Origin of the sequence: Duganella sp. BJB1802, from assembly GCF_013369445.1 — a bacterium.
Classification (GTDB): Bacteria; Pseudomonadota; Gammaproteobacteria; order Burkholderiales; family Burkholderiaceae_D; genus Rugamonas; species Rugamonas vulcania_A.
In genome coordinates, this window is record NZ_JABWEF010000001.1 from 161,173 (window position 1) to 176,366 (window position 15,194).

Here is a 15,194-nt window from a genome sequence, read left to right on the forward strand (position 1 = left end):
ATACAGTGCTGCCTGTACCGACGAATTCAGCGAATTTGCACCCACTCACTGGTTGAAAGAACATTATGGACGATAAAAAAGCTGTTGTACCTGCATCTGAAAAGGCTAAGGCGCTCGCTGCCGCGCTGGCCCAGATTGAAAAGCAATTCGGCAAAGGCTCCGTAATGCGCATGGACGCCAACGCGCCGATCGAGGACGTGCAGGTGGTGTCGACCGGCTCGCTGGGCCTGGACATTGCCCTGGGCGTCGGCGGCCTGCCGCGCGGCCGCGTGGTGGAGATCTACGGTCCTGAATCGTCCGGTAAAACCACGCTGACGCTGCAAACCATCGCGGAAATGCAAAAACTGGGCGGCACCTGCGCCTTCATCGACGCCGAGCACGCGCTGGACGTGGGCTACGCGCAGAAGCTGGGCGTCAACCTGCACGAGCTGCTGATCTCGCAGCCGGACACCGGCGAACAGGCGTTGGAAATCTGCGACGCGCTGGTGCGCTCCGGCTCGGTGGACATGGTCGTGGTCGACTCCGTCGCGGCGCTGACGCCGCGCGCCGAGATCGAGGGCGACATGGGCGATTCGCTGCCGGGCCTGCAAGCCCGTTTGATGTCCCAGGCGCTGCGCAAGCTGACCGGTTCGATCAACCGCACCAACACCCTGGTCATCTTCATCAACCAGATCCGCATGAAGATCGGCGTCATGTTCGGCAGCCCGGAGACCACCACCGGCGGCAACGCGCTGAAGTTCTACGCCTCCGTGCGCCTGGACATCCGCCGCACCGGCTCGATCAAATCGGGCGACGAGGTGATCGGCAACGAAACCAAGGTCAAGGTCGTCAAGAACAAGATCGCGCCGCCGTTCAAGGAAGCGCACTTCGACATCCTGTACGGCGCGGGCACCTCGCGCGAGGGCGAGATTCTTGATCTGGGCGTGGAAGCGAAGATCGTCGAGAAGTCCGGCTCGTGGTACAGCTACAACGGCGAGCGCGTCGGCCAGGGCAAGGACAACGCCCGCATCTTCCTGCAGGAGCGTCCGGAGCTGGCGTGGGAAATCGAAAACAAGGTGCGCGAATCGCTGGGCGTGCGCCCGCTGCCGCCGCTCAACACCGACAAGGGCGACACCGTCGTCAAGCTGAAATCCGTCGACAAGGCGGACAAGGGCGACAAGGCCGACGCGGCGTAAGCGGCGGCCGCTTCATCCCGAACCACCGCGCTGTTAGTTCAGCCGGTGGTTTTCTCATTGCGCAGAGGGTTTTATGGCAGCACCGCAACTGAGCCTGAAGGCACGCGCCCTACGCTTCCTGTCGATGCGCGAGCACAGCCGCATGGAGCTGGGCCGCAAGCTGGCGCGCTACGCGGAGGAGGGCGACGACGTCGAAGCCCTGCTCGACCTGCTGGAAAAGAACAACTGGCTGTCGCAGGAGCGCTTCTCGGAGGCGCTGATCCACCGCCGCTCGGCCCGCTTCGGCAACAGCCGCATCGTCGCCGAGCTGCAAAGCCACGGCATCAAGGGCGAGGAGCTGCAGGAACTCAAGGCCGGCCTGGCCGAGGGCGAGACCGAACGCTGCGTGGAAGTGTGGAACCGCAAGTTCGGCGCCGTGGCCGCCGATCCGCAGGAACGCAACAAGCAGATGCGCTTCCTGCTGCAGCGGGGCTTTTCCCAGCGCGCCGTGCAGACCGCGCTCAAGGGTGCGCCGGAAGACGATTAGCGGCCGACCCGGCCGCTGCCGCGCCGCACCATGTAATGTTTCCATGACTGAAATAAGACCTATGAATTTCTTGTAATAAAATCCTCAAAACATCCATATTTCCGTCCAAAAGCTATGTTCTGACGCAACTGGCGGTCTTGATGTGCTACACTTTTGGGGTTTTTGCAGCGCCGCAGGTGCGGTAGTTGTCCGTAGAAGCTGCGGACACGTGCGATTCAGCACATGGCTGCTTACTAAATTTCTGTCGCGAGAGCGGCATCGGTCTTATGTCCCTGTCAACCCCAGTTACCCGACGTGCGCTGCGGCACACGCGTGCAATTGCCGTCCAAGCGTACGCGCGCGATGACGGCCTGTGGGATCTTGACGCCCATATCACCGACATCAAAGTCATCGACACCATGCTGGCCTCCGGCCCGCGCGCTGCCGGCACGCCCCTGCACGACCTGCACCTGCGTTTGACCGTCGATCTGCAACTGACCATCGTCGATGCCGAAGCCGCATCCGATGCCGTGCCGTATCCCGGTTACTGCGACACCATCGCCCCCGATTACAAGAAACAGCTCGTCGGCCTGAACCTGATGAAGGGTTTCCGCCACGAGCTCAAGCAACGCCTGGCCGGCACCGCCGGCTGCACCCACCTGACCGAACTGGCGCAGATCCTGCCCACGGCCGCGGTGCAGGCGTTCGCCAACGATGTCTGGTCGACCAACGACGCGGCCACCGAAGACCAAGGCGTGCCGCGCCACAAGCCGTTTCAACTCGACAAATGCCATGCCCTGCGCACCGACGGTGGGGCAGTGGCGCAGTTTTACCCGCGCTGGGTGGCCAAAGCAGCACCAGGTGGCGCGTAGCAATCCCTGCTTACCAGTTTCACACATTTCGCAGTATCAACCGATTTTTACACATCAGCATCAGAAGGGAAGCCAGCATGAAAATCCATGAGTATCAAGGCAAAGAAATCCTCCGAAAATACGGAGTGACGGTTCCGCGCGGTATTCCGTGCATGTCCGTTGAAGAAGCAGTCAAAGCTGCTGAAACCTTGGGCGGCCCGGTCTGGGTTGTGAAAGCACAGATCCACGCCGGTGGCCGTGGTAAAGGCGGCGGCGTGAAAGTCGCCAAGTCGCTGGAACAAGTCAAGGAATACGCCGAGCAAATCATGGGCATGCAGCTGGTCACGCACCAGACCGGCCCTGAAGGCCAGAAAGTACGCCGCCTGCTGATCGAAGAAGGCGCGGACATCAAGAAAGAACTGTACGTGTCGATGGTTACCGACCGCGTATCGCAGCGCGTCGTGCTGATGGCTTCCTCCGAAGGCGGCATGGACATCGAAGAAGTCGCTGAAAAGCACCCAGAGCTGATCCACTCGATCGCCATCGACCCATCGGTCGGCCTGACCGACGCTGAAGCGGCCGGCATCGCCGCCAAGATCGGCGTGCCGGAAGCTTCGATCGCCGACGCCGTCGCCAACCTGAAGGGCCTGTACAAAGCCTACTGGGAAACCGACTCGTCGCTGGCCGAAATCAACCCGCTGATCCTGACCGGTTCGGGCAAGGTCATCGCTCTGGACGCCAAGTTCAACTTCGACGCCAACTCGCTGTTCCGTCAACCGGAAATCGTCGCCTACCGCGACCTGGACGAAGAAGATCCAGCCGAAGTCGAAGCATCGAAATTCGACCTGGCCTACATCTCCCTGGACGGCAACATCGGCTGCCTGGTGAACGGCGCCGGCCTGGCCATGGCCACCATGGACACCATCAAGCTGTTCGGCGGCGAGCCAGCCAACTTCCTGGACGTCGGCGGCGGCGCCACGGCTGAGAAAGTAACCGAAGCCTTCAAGATCATGCTGAAAAACCCAGGCCTGAAAGCCATCCTGGTCAACATCTTCGGCGGCATCATGCGCTGCGACGTGATCGCCGAAGGCGTGATCACCGCGGTCAAGGCCGTGTCGCTGAACGTGCCGCTGGTGGTCCGCATGAAGGGCACCAACGAAGACCTGGGCAAGAAGATGCTGGCCGATTCCGGTCTGCCTATCATCGCAGCCGACACCATGGAAGATGCAGCGAAGAGCGTAGTCGCCGCCGCTGCCGGTCAAGCTTAATTAAGGAATCAACATGTCCATTCTGATCAATAAAGATACCAAAGTCGTTACCCAAGGTATTACCGGCAAGACCGGTCAATTCCACACCCGCGGTTGCCGCGACTACGCGAACGGCAAAGCTGCCTTCGTCGCAGGCGTGAACCCGAAGAAAGCCGGCGAAGATTTCGAAGGCATCCCTATTTTCGCTAACGTCACCGAAGCGAAAAAAGAAACCGGCGCCAACGTGTCCGTGATCTACGTCCCGCCAGCAGGCGCGGCCGCCGCGATCTGGGAAGCTGTCGAAGCCGAAATGGATCTGGCCATCTGCATCACCGAAGGCATCCCTGTCCGCGACATGATGGCCCTGAAGGACCGCATGGCCAAAGCAGGTTCCAAGACCCTGCTGCTGGGCCCTAACTGCCCAGGCCTGATCACCCCTGACGAAATCAAGATCGGCATCATGCCAGGCCACATCCACAAGAAGGGCCGTATCGGCGTGGTCTCGCGTTCGGGCACCCTGACCTATGAAGCAGTCGGTCAGCTGACCGCACTGGGCCTGGGCCAATCGTCGGCAGTCGGCATCGGCGGCGACCCGATCAACGGTCTGAAGCACATCGACGTCATGAAGATGTTCAACGACGATCCTGATACCGACGCGGTCATCATGATCGGCGAAATCGGCGGTCCCGACGAAGCCAACGCGGCTTACTGGATCAAAGACAACATGAAAAAACCGGTCGTCGGCTTCATCGCCGGTGTGACCGCTCCTCCGGGCAAGCGCATGGGCCACGCCGGCGCGCTGATCTCCGGCGGCGCCGACACCGCACAAGCCAAACTGGAAATCATGGAAGCTTGCGGCATCACCGTCACCAAGAACCCGTCCGAAATGGCGCGTCTGCTGAAAGCCATGCTGTAATTACAGCCGGCTTGATTGTGGAATAATGAAGGGGAGCCCAGCGCTCCCCTTTTTTGTTTTTGGAGACCAGATTGGCGAAGATCATCATCTCGCGGGATGGGCAAGTCGAACAGCAAATACAACTGAGCAAAGAGCGGATGACCATCGGCCGTCACCCGCGCAACGACATCGTGCTGACGCATCCGGCCGTCAGCGGCGACCATGCGGTCATCGTCACCATCCTGGACGACTCCTTCCTGGAAGACCTGCACAGCACCAACGGCACCTTCGTCAACGGCCACCGCATCGGCAAGCATTTCCTGCAACACCAGGACGTGATCAAAATGGCCAAGTTCCAGATCGAATTCATCGCCGACGGCGTGCGGCCGATGATGGCGGCGGCGCCGCTGCTGGCGCAGATCGAAGTATTAAATGGCAACAATGCCGGCAAACAAATGGCGCTGACCAAGCCGCAGACCACGCTCGGCCGCGCCGGTGGGCAGGTGGTGGTGATCCACCGCCATCCGGATGCCTACACCATCACGCATCAGGAAGGCGCGCAGCCGCCGCTGGTCAACGGCATCGCGCTAGGCAGGCAGGCGCAACGCCTGAACCATGGCGACGTGATCGAGCTCGGCGGAACGCAGATGGCCTTCCGCATCGCCTGACAATAATTGTCAGGACCTCGCCGGCTGACAAATTGCGGCGCAGCGAGTGACAAAAAACGGCAGTCCGGAGAGCCCAAAGCGACAGTTTTTGGCAGGTTTCGACGGTTTCGGGGTCAAAAATGGGGTGGCACACCAATTGCACTTAGCTCAGTGTCCCACCCAATTTTGTCGTTCAACACACCCCAGGAGTCGAAAATGAAATCCATGAAAATGCTGAAGAAACAAGCCCAGGCCGGCTTCACCCTGATCGAACTGATGATCGTGGTTGCCATTATCGGCATCCTGGCCGCGGTCGCGATTCCTGCGTACAGCGACTACACCGTGAAAGCCAAGGTCGCCAACGCCCTGGGCGCTGTCGACTCGCTGAAAACGGCCGTGGCGCTGTGCGCTCAAGAAGCCGGTGGTACGCTGACCACTTGCTCGGATGGCGCAGCAGGCATTCCAACCTTTACCGCAACCAAGGAAGTGGCTACCGCAACCGTCACCGGCGGCACTATCCTGATGACCTTCGCCACCGGCGTGGGCAAGGACGTTGATAGCTCCACCGTCACCTTTGTGCCAGTGATTGCTGCCGGTGGTACCAATGTACGCTGGACCGCTACCGCATCGACCGCGAACACCGCTGCCAAGGCCGCGATCGAAAAGAACAACTAATCAGTTGATCACGTAGAAAACCCGGCAGCCGCCGGGTTTTTTTTCGTCCACAGAAACGCGGGTCAGACGATCTTCTGACGGTCGGCGATCAGCGCTTCGTAGGTCAGGTTTTGCAGCATCGTGTAGTGGACCGGGTCCAAGTCGATGAACTGGACGCCGTAGGTGAACACCTCGGGCTTGTCGCCGGCGGCGGGCTTGACCACGTTGATGTTGCGGATGGTCGCATTCGGATTGATCCGCACCTGGCGGTTGCCGGGCTGGGCGATCAGGTAGAACGACAGGCCGACCTGGGTCTCATCGTCCGACAGCTTCTTGGACGACTCGATCAGCGCGCCGGACACGCTCAGGTTCACCAGGAACACCGAGGTGGTGCCGATGGGCGAGGTGACCTGGGCCGGGATATCGACCTTGACCCGCATCGCCGCGCGCAGGCTGGTGCCCTGGATGGACACCGGGAAAGACAAGTGGACATAAAACAACGGACGCGGGAAAACCCGCTGCACCACGCAAGAGAACGAGCACACATTCACGCCGGAAAACACGCGGATGGTCAGCTTGTCGCCATCGTTGAGGGCGATCGGCGCGCCGTTCTCGAAGGGGACCTTGACGATCATATACTCGTCCTTCATCCAACCGATCAGCGTGGAGAAGTGCTGGATCGGCTTGATGGTACGGTGAGTAATGAACTGAATCCTGCCGCCTACCTGCAGGTTCATCTGCTCGAATTCGTATTCCTGAGTCTTGGCTTCGCTCGGTGGAGGGTTGCTGCTCATTCAAATTCTTTCTCGTATGCGCGAGGCGGGTACGGTGAGGCCTACGTCAAAAATTACTTCTGCGACATTGATTATATACGCGCCAATCAAAGGTAACAATCAGACAATACGATGGGTTGCTATTCGGTGGCAGACGTGCCGTATGGCGGCGGCGCAACGCGGAAAACCGTTGCATTTTGGAGTTCACGGGACGCGTGAGCTTGCTGGCTCTGGCGACGGACGCCGTAAGCGCGCTGTCAATTTTCCCTATCCTGACGCGATGGAATGGTCAAAACGGGATTTTTGTAACACGTGGGTTTTCAAGAGAATTGCGCTGGAGCTATGTGCCATACTCGATTGAAATTTCCGTGAGGAATTATTTGTGTGATTCCGATTTCAGTGGATGAATTGAATGTGAATATGCAAACTCAGACCCGAAAACCTCAATCGCCACTGCGCTTCACCCGTCATTGCGACCGGGCTCTCTTCCGTTACATATGATGGGCAGGCTCATACAATCACTGTCAAAGGCAGCTTTGGGCAGACGGTTGCGACCTGCTCAGCAAATAACCGAACAACAACAACCAGTGGTGGTCTTTGGCCGAATGGTACATACAATTATTCGCACTCAAATGCCCATCCGGAAAGTAACGCCAACGGAGCCTACGGATCACATGGAAATTTTGTTTTCAATGTTCCAGGGCATCCCGGTATGAGTCTTCACTCAGGTAGGGCGAACAGCGGCGCGCAGAATTACCCGACTTTGGGTTGCGTACGCACGACCGATTCAGCCATGAGTTACCTGCGAGATTTTGTTCAAAACGATCCGATCACGTCTATAACGGTCGTGAACAACGATCCGAACGCGCCCCAGCAGGGAACGAGTCAATAAGAACGGAGAACATATTTATCATGCCCTATTCGAAACCAGCCGAAAGATTTCATGCGCGGTTTTTGTCGGCGATTTTTGTGCTTGGGTGTCTTGCAATTCCGGCCTCCTACGCGTGGGCGGGGACGGCTTGCAGCTCTCAGACGAGCGCAAAAGCCGAGCGTACCCTTGTGGATGCCCGTGTCGACTGGACTTCACTTTATAAGCACTGGCATGTATATGCAACTTGCGACGATGGGGGCATTGGCGAAGGATATTCCGACGCAGTGGTCTCGTTGTTAGTGGACCAATGGAGCCAGCTGCACGTGTTTATGTCCATTTCGAAGGCGGACCCAGCATTCCAACGTTGGGCTTTGCACCACGTCGACGCTACTTCTTCTAACAAGGACCTGACAAAAATTATATTGAATTCTAAAAAAAGCTGTCCACATGACGTTTCTGCGCAGCGTATCTGTGCGCGAATTGGGCGAGCTGCCTTGGCAGCCCTAAAAGATTTACGTTCTGGGGCTAATCAATAGCCGCTGAAACCAACAAATCAACCACTTAAGAGGCCGCGCTCCAATCCCCCGACTTGCCGCCATGCTTCTCCATCACGCGGATATCGGTCATCACCATGCCCCGGTCCACTGCCTTGCACATGTCGTACACGGTCAGCAGGCCGACTTGCACGGCGGTCAGCGCTTCCATTTCCACGCCGGTCTTGCCGTAGGTTTCGACCTGGGCCTTGCAATGCACGCTGGAATTGGCCTCATCCGTCTCGAAATCCACCGCCACGCGCGTCAGCGCCAGCGGGTGGCACAACGGCACCAGGTCGCTGGTGCGCTTGGACGCCATGATCGCCGCGATGCGCGCGATGCCCAGCACGTCGCCCTTCTTGGCCGTGCCGCCCATGATGATGGCCAACGTCTCCGGCTTCATGCGGATGGTGCCGCTGGCCACGGCGATGCGGTGTGTCTCGGTCTTGGCGCCGACGTCGACCATGTGGGCCTGGCCGGAGCCGTCGAAGTGGGTCAGTTGGTCGGCGGGCGCGGTGTTTTCGGTGGTCATGGTGTGGGCGAACGTAACAAAATAATTCATTGGCGGGCGCCGTGCGTCGGCGCCCAAGTTGCGGGTATCATATCACCGTGAATGCAAAACGATGCCCCCGCTCCCTGCGCCTGCGCGTAGTCGCCGCCGCGCTGCTGATCGCCATGCCGCTGGCCATGGCCCAGGACGTGCTGGCGCCCGCCAGGATCCCGAACCTGCCCGCGCTCGGCGATACCGAACGCCAGGACCTGTCGCCGCTGATGGAACGCAAGCTGGGCGAGGAGATCATGCGCGATATCCGCCGCGACCACGATTTCCTCGACGACGGCCCCATCCTCGAATACCTGAACAGCTTCGGCAACGCGCTGGTGGCGGCCCGCCCCGGCGCACGCGGCGAGGCCAATTTCGATTACTACTTCTTCGCCGTGCGCGATCCGCAGCTGAACGCGTTCGCGCTGCCGGGCGGCTTCATCGCCGTGCACTCGGCGCTGCTGCTGGCGGCGCAGTCCGAGTCCGAGCTGGCCTCGGTGCTGGGTCACGAGATCGGCCACGTGGCCCAGCGCCACATCGCCCGCTCGATCGGCCAGCAGAAACAGGACGCGTTGATCCCGCTGGCGGCCATGATCCTGGCGGCGCTTGCCTCCAAGGCCGGCGGCGACGCGGCCATCGGCGTGTTCTCGGCCGGGCAGGGCCTGGCGATCCAGCGCCAACTCAATTTTGGCCGCGACGCCGAACGCGAGGCCGACCGCATCGGCTTCCAGATCATGGGCGCGGCCGGGTTCGATACCTCGGGCATGGTGGCCTTCTTCCAGCGTATGCAGACGGCCACGCGCAACTACAGCGACCTGGTGCCAGCCTATCTGCAAAGCCACCCGCTGACCACCGAGCGCATCGCCGACATCCAGGCCCGCATCCGCGAGCAGCCGTACAAGCAGCGCCAGGACAGCCTGGACTTCTACCTGGTGCGTTCGCGCGCGCGCGTGCTGCAAGACCCGAGCACGTCCGGGCTGGCCGAGGCGAAGACTTTTTTTGAAACCCAGATGCAGCAGGAAAACCGCCAGCAAGTCACGGCAGGCCAGTACGGCATGGCCTTCCTGTCGCTGAAAAAAGGCGATACCGTCCAGGCCCAGGTCTGGCTCGACAAGGCGCGCGCGACCTTCGACAAGCCGCTTGCCGCAGGCACCTTCGGCGTGGCCGCGCGGCCGGCGCCGGATTCGATCTTCGTCAGCACGTCGATAGAAATCAAGCTGGCGCAGCCGGACAACAAGGCCATGATCGCCAAGGGATTGGCCGAGGCGGAAGCGGCGCACCTGCAGTTCCCGCTGTCGCGCGGCATCGCGCATCAGTATGGCGAGGCGTTGATCGCGGCGGGCAAGCTGGAGGAGGCGGCCGTCTATCTGCGCGACCAGGTGCAGCTGTACCGCGAGGATCCCGATGCCTACGACCTGCTGGCGCAAGCGTATTCCAAGCAGGGCAAGCTGGCCTTGCAGCATATCGCGCTGGCGGAATCGTATGTGCTGCAGGGCGGCGTGCTGTCGGCGCTGGACCAGCTGAACTACGCGCGCAAGGCGCCCGACGCCTCCTTCTACGACCAGGCCGTGATCGACGCGCGCGAGCGCGAGTTGCAGGCGCGCCGCCGCGAGGAAATGGGCGACAAGGGCAAGAAGGATTTACGCGAGGCGGAAGCGCGCCCGGCGTTCAAGGCGGAGATGCGCAGCGGACCGGAAGGCGCGCCGTCGGCCAATCCCTTCGACCGGTTGCGCCAGAATACCGATCCTACTGCGCAGGGGCGGACGGTTCGCTGACGTAGCCGAAGCGCGCCGGCAGTTCGGCGGCATCCGCGCGCTGCACGGCCGCGCCGTCCAGCGTCAGCGCGCCCGACATCGATCCTTCGATCCACGCCAGCAGCGTTTCGTCTGCCACGGCTTCCCCGTTCATTTTCAGCCGCGGCAGCACGTGCGCGAAGTCGCGGTCGTCCAGCTGCGCCACCACATCGCCGCTGCGCAGGACCAGCGCGCCAATCTCCGTCAGCACCGCTTCCTCGACCGGCCCCAGCGCCGCGTCCGTGTGCAGCACCCAGCCCTGCGTCGGATCGGTGCGGACGATGTAGGGCGTGGCCTCCAGCCGCACATACACGCGCTGCGGACCGTTCTGGAAATACCAGCAGCCGCGCTCGTCGGCCGCGTAGTTGCGGACGATGAAGGCCACCAGCGCCGCATGGTGTAGTTTGTCGCCGGGCAGGTTCAGGTGCTGGGCGCGCTCGTCGCGCATGCGCCAGTTGCCGCGCGCGTCCAGTGCCAGCCAGCCGTAGCAGTGGGGTACGTTGGGCCACTTGGCCAGCGCTTGCTTGACGATGTCATCCATGTTGTTCGGCCAATGCGTGATGGGTGGCGCCTTGCAGGAAGTGAATCAGGCGTTGCGGCAGCCAGGGACGCTTGCCCGGCAGGCCGTTGGCGACGAAGCCCGCGTGGCCTCCGTGCTCAGGATAGTCCAATACCACGTTCGATGCCGCACGCTGCGGCAGGTGGCGGCCGGGCAGGAAGGGATCGTTGCGGGCGTTGAGCACCAGCGTTGGCACGGTGATGTCGTTCAACACATGCTTGGCGCTGGCGCGGTCCCAGTAGTCGTCGGTGTTGCGGTAGCCGTGCAGCGGCGCCGTCACCACGTTGTCGAAGGCGTACAGGTCGCGCACGGCGCGCAGCGCGTCGAGGTCATACAGGCCGGGGAACTGCTTGAGCTTGGCCTCGCACTTGGGTTTGAGCGTTTGCAGGAACATGCGCGTGTAAAACATGTTGAGGCCGCTCGACAGCGAGATGCCGCCCTGCGCCAGGTCCAGCGGCGCCGATATCGCGCAGGCGGCGTCGACGAAGTCGGCCTGGTGCTGCGATTCGCCCAGCCAGCGCAGCAGCGCGTTGCCGCCCAGCGAGACGCCGGTGGTGTAGAACTTGCCGCTGCTGCGCGCATGCAGGCGGCGCACGATCCAGTCGATCTCGGCGGAGTCGCCGGAGTGGTAGAAGCGCGGCGCGCGGTTGGGCTCGCCGGAGCAGCCGCGGAAATGCGGCACCGCGCCGGACCAGCCGCGCGCGGCCAGCTCGGCCATCAGCGCCCGCGCGTAGTGGCTGTCCGACGAACCCTCCAGGCCGTGGAACAGCACCACGAAGGGCTGGCCCGGCTGGCCGTCGACGAAATCGACATCGATGAAGTCGCCATCCGGCGTGTCCCAGCGTTCGCGCCGGAACGGCACCGCCTGCTTGGCGAGGCAGGTGGCCGGGTAGATGGTTTGCAGGTGGCCGCTGGGCAGCCAGATGGGCGCGCTGTACTTCACGGCGAAACTTAATGCAGGATCTGGCTGTGCGTGTCGGACGGCGCCGGCCCCGGCGCCACCGACACATGGTGCAGCACGATGCGCCAGCCGCGCGGCGTCTTGACATAGACGTTGGTGGCGACCAGGTGCGCGGCCTCGCCGCCGGCCGCCGTGCCCTCGACCACGGTGTGCACGGAACTCATCAGGTTGTGCGTCTCGTGCAGCTGCGACGGCATGATGTGCAGGCCGCCGTGCTCCAGGACCGCCGCCCACGAGCTGCGGATCGCCGCGTGCCCGATCAGGCGCGGCCCGCCCGGATGCACGCAGACGATCTCGTCGTCGTCGGCCCACAGGGCCATCAGGGCATCGAGGTCGGCGCGGTTGAGCGCGTCGTAAAAGGCCGATTCGGTCTCGGCGGCACTGCCGTTCAACTGCTTGACTCGCTTGGTGGGCATGCTGGCTCCGTGGCGCTGGCTGGCGGTTGTTTTAGTGGTGGCCGACGACGGTGCCCGGCTTCAGGCGGTAGGCGGTGCCGCAGTACGGGCACTTGGCGATGCCGTCGTGGTTGAACTCCAGGAACACGCGCGGGTGGGACGACCACAGCGGCATGGCCGGATTCGGGCAGTGGGCCGGCAGGTCCTTGCCTTCGAGCTCGACTGCGTTGGTGGCGGCGGACGTGTGGGCGTTGGTCATATTCGTGTGCTCCGGAAGGCTGAGGAAAACCACGATTTTAACGGATTCGCGCATTGAGCAAAAATCATCGGTAAAATAGCGCCTCTACAACCCCGGTGCGGCCTGCTATGTGGCAGGAATGCCACACGATGACGCACATGACCGAATTGAGCAGCGCACCCCCTCCACCGTACGTCGCGGAGCACCACGAACCCTCGTGGCGCGAAGGCCTCAAGACCGGCACCCCCACCTTGTTCGGCATCGGCGCCTGGGGCCTGGTGGTCGGCATCGCCATGGTCAAGAGCGGCCTGACGGTGCCGCAGGCGCTGGGCATGACCCTGCTGGTGTTCGCCGGATCGGCCCAGCTGGCGGCCTTGCCGCTGATCGCCTCGCACTCGCCGATCTGGGTCATCTTCGCCACCGCCGTCGTGGTCAACCTGCGTTTCGTGATCTTTTCGGCCCTGCTGGCGCCGCACTTCGCCCAGCTGCCGTGGCGCAAGCGCTTCGTGCTCGGCTACGTGGCCGGCGACATGACGGTCGCCATGTTCCTGCAAAAATACCCCAGCGAGGCGCCGCAGGTCGGCAAGCTGTCCTACCTGAAGGGTCTGCTGTACCCGAACTGGGGCGCCTGGCAGGTCGGCTCCATCGCCGGCATCTTCCTCGGCAGCACCGTGCCCGCCGAATGGGGGCTGGGCTTCGCCGGCACGCTGGCCATCATCTGCGTGATGATCCCGCTGGTGGCGGGCCGGCCGGCGCTGTGCGGCGTGCTGGTGGCCGGCCTGGTGTCGGTGCTGGCGGCCGGGCTGCCATACAAGCTGGGCCTGCTGCTGGCCGTGCTGGTCGGCATGCTGACGTCGATGGCGATCGAAGAGGGCATCGACAAATGGAGGAAAACCCGTGGCTGACTGGGAAATCTGGCTCATCATCGGCGTGCTGGCGCTGGCCACCGCCGCCACCCGCAGCTCGTTCTGGCTGGTCGGCCAGCACATCACCATTCCCAAGCGGGTGCAGGAAATGCTGCGCTACGCGCCGGCCTGCGCGCTGGCCGCCATCGTCGCGCCCGACCTGGTGCTGGCCGACGGCCACGCGCTGCTGGACCTGAGCAACCTCAAACTGGTGTCCGGAATTGTCGCCACGATCTTTTATTTGCTGCGACGCAATATGTTGCAAACCATCGTGTTCGGCATGGCGTTTTACACGGCTTTGCGGCTGATCCATGTATTTTAATAACAGATGAATCACGCCGCGCTTGCGGTAAAATAGCGCACTTTCTTCAACTCGACCCTTGGGTAGCCATGTCAGCTGTTTTGAACTTCATCCGTCTGCAAGATCTCATCGCCCAGAACGCGCTGCAAGGCAAGCGCGTCTTCATCCGCGCCGACTTGAACGTGCCGCAGGATGATGCCGGCAATATCACCGAAGATACGCGCATCCGCGCCTCCGTTCCCGCCATTAAGGCTGCCGCGGCCGCCGGCGCCAAGGTCATGGTCACGTCCCACCTGGGCCGTCCGACCGAGGGCGAGTTCAAGCCGGAAGACAGCCTGGCGCCGGTCGCCGCGCGCCTGGCCGAGCTGCTGGGCCAGCCGGTCGAGCTGAAACAGAACTGGGTCGACGGCGCCGGCCTGGAAGGCCTGCAGGCCGGCCAGGTGGTGTTGCTGGAAAACGTCCGCGTCAACAAGGGTGAAAAGAAGAACAGCGACGAACTGGCGCAGAAAATGGCCGCTTTGTGCGACATCTACGTCAATGACGCCTTCGGCACCGCGCACCGCGCGGAAGCCTCGACGCATGGTATCGCCAAGTTCGCGCCGGTCGCCTGCGCCGGCCCGCTGCTGGCCGCCGAGCTCGACGCGCTGGGCAAGGCGCTGGGCGCCCCGGCCCGTCCGTTGCTGGCCATCGTGGCCGGTTCCAAGGTCTCGTCCAAGCTGTCCATCCTCAAGGCGCTGGCCGACAAGGTCGACAACCTGATCGTCGGCGGCGGCATCGCCAACACCTTCATGAAGGCCGTCGGCCTGAACATCGGCAAGTCGCTGGTGGAAAACGATCTGGTCGATGAAGCCAAGGCCATCATCGAGATCATGGCCAAGCGCGGCGCCCAGGTGCCGATTCCGGTCGACGTGGTGTGCGCCAAGGAATTCTCGCCGACCGCCGCCGCCACCATCAAGGCCGTGGCCGACGTGGCGGACGACGACATGATCCTGGACATCGGCCCGCAAACCGCCGCCACGCTGGCCGCGCAGATCGGCGCGGCTGGCACCATCGTCTGGAACGGCCCGGTCGGCGTGTTCGAGTTCGACCAGTTCGGCGAGGGCACCAAGACGCTGGCGCTGGCGATCGCCAACTCCAAGGCGTTCTCGATCGCCGGCGGCGGCGACACGCTGGCGGCCATCGCCAAGTACGACATCACCGCGCAGATCGGCTATATCTCGACCGGCGGCGGCGCCTTCCTGGAGTTCTTGGAAGGTAAAACCTTGCCGGCCGTGGAGATCCTGACCCAGCGCGCCGCGAAGTAAGTGAAAAAGCACGGTCGTGCGTTGTAGCAAATTGACAGTAAAATCC

The 15,194-nt window shown here is 62.3% G+C and carries 17 protein-coding genes; 11 read left to right on the forward strand and 6 right to left on the reverse strand.

Features of this window, described 5'->3' with window-relative positions; translation table 11 throughout:
• Positions 1-65 precede the first annotated feature (65 nt).
• The 7 genes from recA to HUX88_RS00790 all read left to right on the forward strand — a co-directional run bounded on the left by recA (position 66) and on the right by HUX88_RS00790 (position 5,995).
• Positions 66-1,175 carry a recombinase RecA gene (recA, locus tag HUX88_RS00760; RefSeq protein WP_176360498.1) on the forward strand — a complete coding sequence of 370 codons (1,110 nt, stop codon included), beginning with the start codon at positions 66-68 and terminating at the stop codon, positions 1,173-1,175.
• 73 nt (positions 1,176-1,248) lie between these two features.
• Positions 1,249-1,701, forward strand: a complete 453-nt coding sequence (gene recX, locus HUX88_RS00765; protein ID WP_176360499.1) for a recombination regulator RecX — start codon at positions 1,249-1,251, stop codon at positions 1,699-1,701.
• Positions 1,702-1,967: 266 nt separating this feature from the next.
• The gene (locus HUX88_RS00770; protein ID WP_117014001.1) at positions 1,968-2,552 is read left to right on the forward strand and encodes a DUF2889 domain-containing protein; all 585 of its coding nucleotides are present in this window, start codon (positions 1,968-1,970) and stop codon (positions 2,550-2,552) included.
• 77 nt (positions 2,553-2,629) lie between these two features.
• Positions 2,630-3,799 carry an ADP-forming succinate--CoA ligase subunit beta gene (gene sucC / locus HUX88_RS00775; RefSeq protein ID WP_161083978.1) on the forward strand — a complete coding sequence of 390 codons (1,170 nt, stop codon included), beginning with the start codon at positions 2,630-2,632 and terminating at the stop codon, positions 3,797-3,799.
• Positions 3,800-3,812: 13 nt separating this feature from the next.
• Positions 3,813-4,694, forward strand: a complete 882-nt coding sequence (gene sucD / locus HUX88_RS00780; RefSeq protein ID WP_008452531.1) for a succinate--CoA ligase subunit alpha — start codon at positions 3,813-3,815, stop codon at positions 4,692-4,694.
• Positions 4,695-4,765: 71 nt separating this feature from the next.
• Entirely contained in the window at positions 4,766-5,341 is a 576-nt protein-coding gene (locus HUX88_RS00785; RefSeq protein ID WP_117013999.1) for an FHA domain-containing protein, read from the forward strand.
• A 195-nt stretch (positions 5,342-5,536) separates the two neighbouring features.
• Complete coding sequence (locus HUX88_RS00790; protein WP_117013998.1) at positions 5,537-5,995, forward strand: pilin; 459 nt, start codon at positions 5,537-5,539, stop codon at positions 5,993-5,995.
• Positions 5,996-6,057: 62 nt separating this feature from the next.
• On the opposite strand, the gene HUX88_RS00795 is transcribed toward HUX88_RS00790, so the two are convergent.
• Entirely contained in the window at positions 6,058-6,768 is a 711-nt protein-coding gene (locus HUX88_RS00795; RefSeq protein WP_117013997.1) for a flagellar brake protein, read from the reverse strand.
• A 1,411-nt stretch (positions 6,769-8,179) separates the two neighbouring features.
• The gene (gene moaC, locus HUX88_RS00800) at positions 8,180-8,683 is read right to left on the reverse strand and encodes a cyclic pyranopterin monophosphate synthase MoaC (protein WP_176360778.1); all 504 of its coding nucleotides are present in this window, start codon (positions 8,681-8,683) and stop codon (positions 8,180-8,182) included.
• 155 nt (positions 8,684-8,838) lie between these two features.
• Between moaC and HUX88_RS00805 the strand changes: the two genes are divergently transcribed.
• Positions 8,839-10,467, forward strand: a complete 1,629-nt coding sequence (locus HUX88_RS00805) for a M48 family metalloprotease (protein ID WP_373886743.1) — start codon at positions 8,839-8,841, stop codon at positions 10,465-10,467.
• Here the strand turns inward: HUX88_RS00805 and HUX88_RS00810 are convergent.
• From HUX88_RS00810 to HUX88_RS00825, 4 genes are read right to left on the reverse strand one after another with little or no spacing between them, the layout of a single operon-like run.
• A complete protein-coding gene (locus HUX88_RS00810) occupies positions 10,439-11,026 on the reverse strand; it encodes a DUF2946 family protein (RefSeq protein WP_176360500.1) in 588 nt (195 codons plus the stop codon). The two genes, HUX88_RS00805 and HUX88_RS00810, sit on opposite strands and share 29 nt — an antisense overlap.
• Complete coding sequence (locus tag HUX88_RS00815; RefSeq protein ID WP_176360501.1) at positions 11,019-11,987, reverse strand: alpha/beta fold hydrolase; 969 nt, start codon at positions 11,985-11,987, stop codon at positions 11,019-11,021. Before HUX88_RS00815 ends, HUX88_RS00810 begins: the two co-directional genes overlap by 8 nt.
• 8 nt (positions 11,988-11,995) lie before the next feature.
• A complete protein-coding gene (locus tag HUX88_RS00820; RefSeq protein WP_117013993.1) occupies positions 11,996-12,421 on the reverse strand; it encodes a nuclear transport factor 2 family protein in 426 nt (141 codons plus the stop codon).
• 31 nt (positions 12,422-12,452) lie between these two features.
• Positions 12,453-12,659, reverse strand: a complete 207-nt coding sequence (locus tag HUX88_RS00825) for a zinc-finger domain-containing protein (protein ID WP_117014229.1) — start codon at positions 12,657-12,659, stop codon at positions 12,453-12,455.
• Positions 12,660-12,796: 137 nt separating this feature from the next.
• On the opposite strand from HUX88_RS00825, the gene HUX88_RS00830 reads away from it, so the two are divergent.
• From HUX88_RS00830 to HUX88_RS00840, 3 genes are all read left to right on the forward strand, one after another.
• Complete coding sequence (locus tag HUX88_RS00830) at positions 12,797-13,543, forward strand: AzlC family ABC transporter permease (RefSeq protein ID WP_117014228.1); 747 nt, start codon at positions 12,797-12,799, stop codon at positions 13,541-13,543.
• Complete coding sequence (locus HUX88_RS00835) at positions 13,536-13,865, forward strand: AzlD domain-containing protein (protein ID WP_117013992.1); 330 nt, start codon at positions 13,536-13,538, stop codon at positions 13,863-13,865. The genes HUX88_RS00830 and HUX88_RS00835 overlap by 8 nt, the downstream gene beginning before the upstream one ends.
• 68 nt (positions 13,866-13,933) lie before the next feature.
• Positions 13,934-15,148 (forward strand): phosphoglycerate kinase, encoded by a 1,215-nt coding sequence (locus tag HUX88_RS00840; RefSeq protein WP_301549454.1) that lies wholly within the window; start codon positions 13,934-13,936, stop codon positions 15,146-15,148.
• Positions 15,149-15,194: the final 46 nt, after the last annotated feature.

Bases quoted from the DNA above. Each gene is read 5' to 3' on its own strand.
- HUX88_RS00795 (WP_117013997.1), bottom strand. From the start codon at position 6,768: ATGAGCAGCAACCCTCCACCGAGCGAAGCCAAGACTCAGGAATACGAA.
- recA (WP_176360498.1), top strand. From the start codon at position 66: ATGGACGATAAAAAAGCTGTTGTACCTGCATCTGAAAAGGCTAAGGCG.
- HUX88_RS00820 (WP_117013993.1), bottom strand. From the start codon at position 12,421: ATGCCCACCAAGCGAGTCAAGCAGTTGAACGGCAGTGCCGCCGAGACC.
- sucC (WP_161083978.1), top strand. From the start codon at position 2,630: ATGAAAATCCATGAGTATCAAGGCAAAGAAATCCTCCGAAAATACGGA.
- HUX88_RS00830 (WP_117014228.1), top strand. From the start codon at position 12,797: ATGACCGAATTGAGCAGCGCACCCCCTCCACCGTACGTCGCGGAGCAC.
- HUX88_RS00805 (WP_373886743.1), top strand. From the start codon at position 8,839: ATGGCCCAGGACGTGCTGGCGCCCGCCAGGATCCCGAACCTGCCCGCG.
- moaC (WP_176360778.1), bottom strand. From the start codon at position 8,683: ATGACCACCGAAAACACCGCGCCCGCCGACCAACTGACCCACTTCGAC.
- HUX88_RS00790 (WP_117013998.1), top strand. From the start codon at position 5,537: ATGAAATCCATGAAAATGCTGAAGAAACAAGCCCAGGCCGGCTTCACC.
- HUX88_RS00810 (WP_176360500.1), bottom strand. From the start codon at position 11,026: ATGGATGACATCGTCAAGCAAGCGCTGGCCAAGTGGCCCAACGTACCC.
- sucD (WP_008452531.1), top strand. From the start codon at position 3,813: ATGTCCATTCTGATCAATAAAGATACCAAAGTCGTTACCCAAGGTATT.
- HUX88_RS00840 (WP_301549454.1), top strand. From the start codon at position 13,934: ATGTCAGCTGTTTTGAACTTCATCCGTCTGCAAGATCTCATCGCCCAG.
- HUX88_RS00770 (WP_117014001.1), top strand. From the start codon at position 1,968: ATGTCCCTGTCAACCCCAGTTACCCGACGTGCGCTGCGGCACACGCGT.
- recX (WP_176360499.1), top strand. From the start codon at position 1,249: ATGGCAGCACCGCAACTGAGCCTGAAGGCACGCGCCCTACGCTTCCTG.
- HUX88_RS00825 (WP_117014229.1), bottom strand. From the start codon at position 12,659: ATGACCAACGCCCACACGTCCGCCGCCACCAACGCAGTCGAGCTCGAA.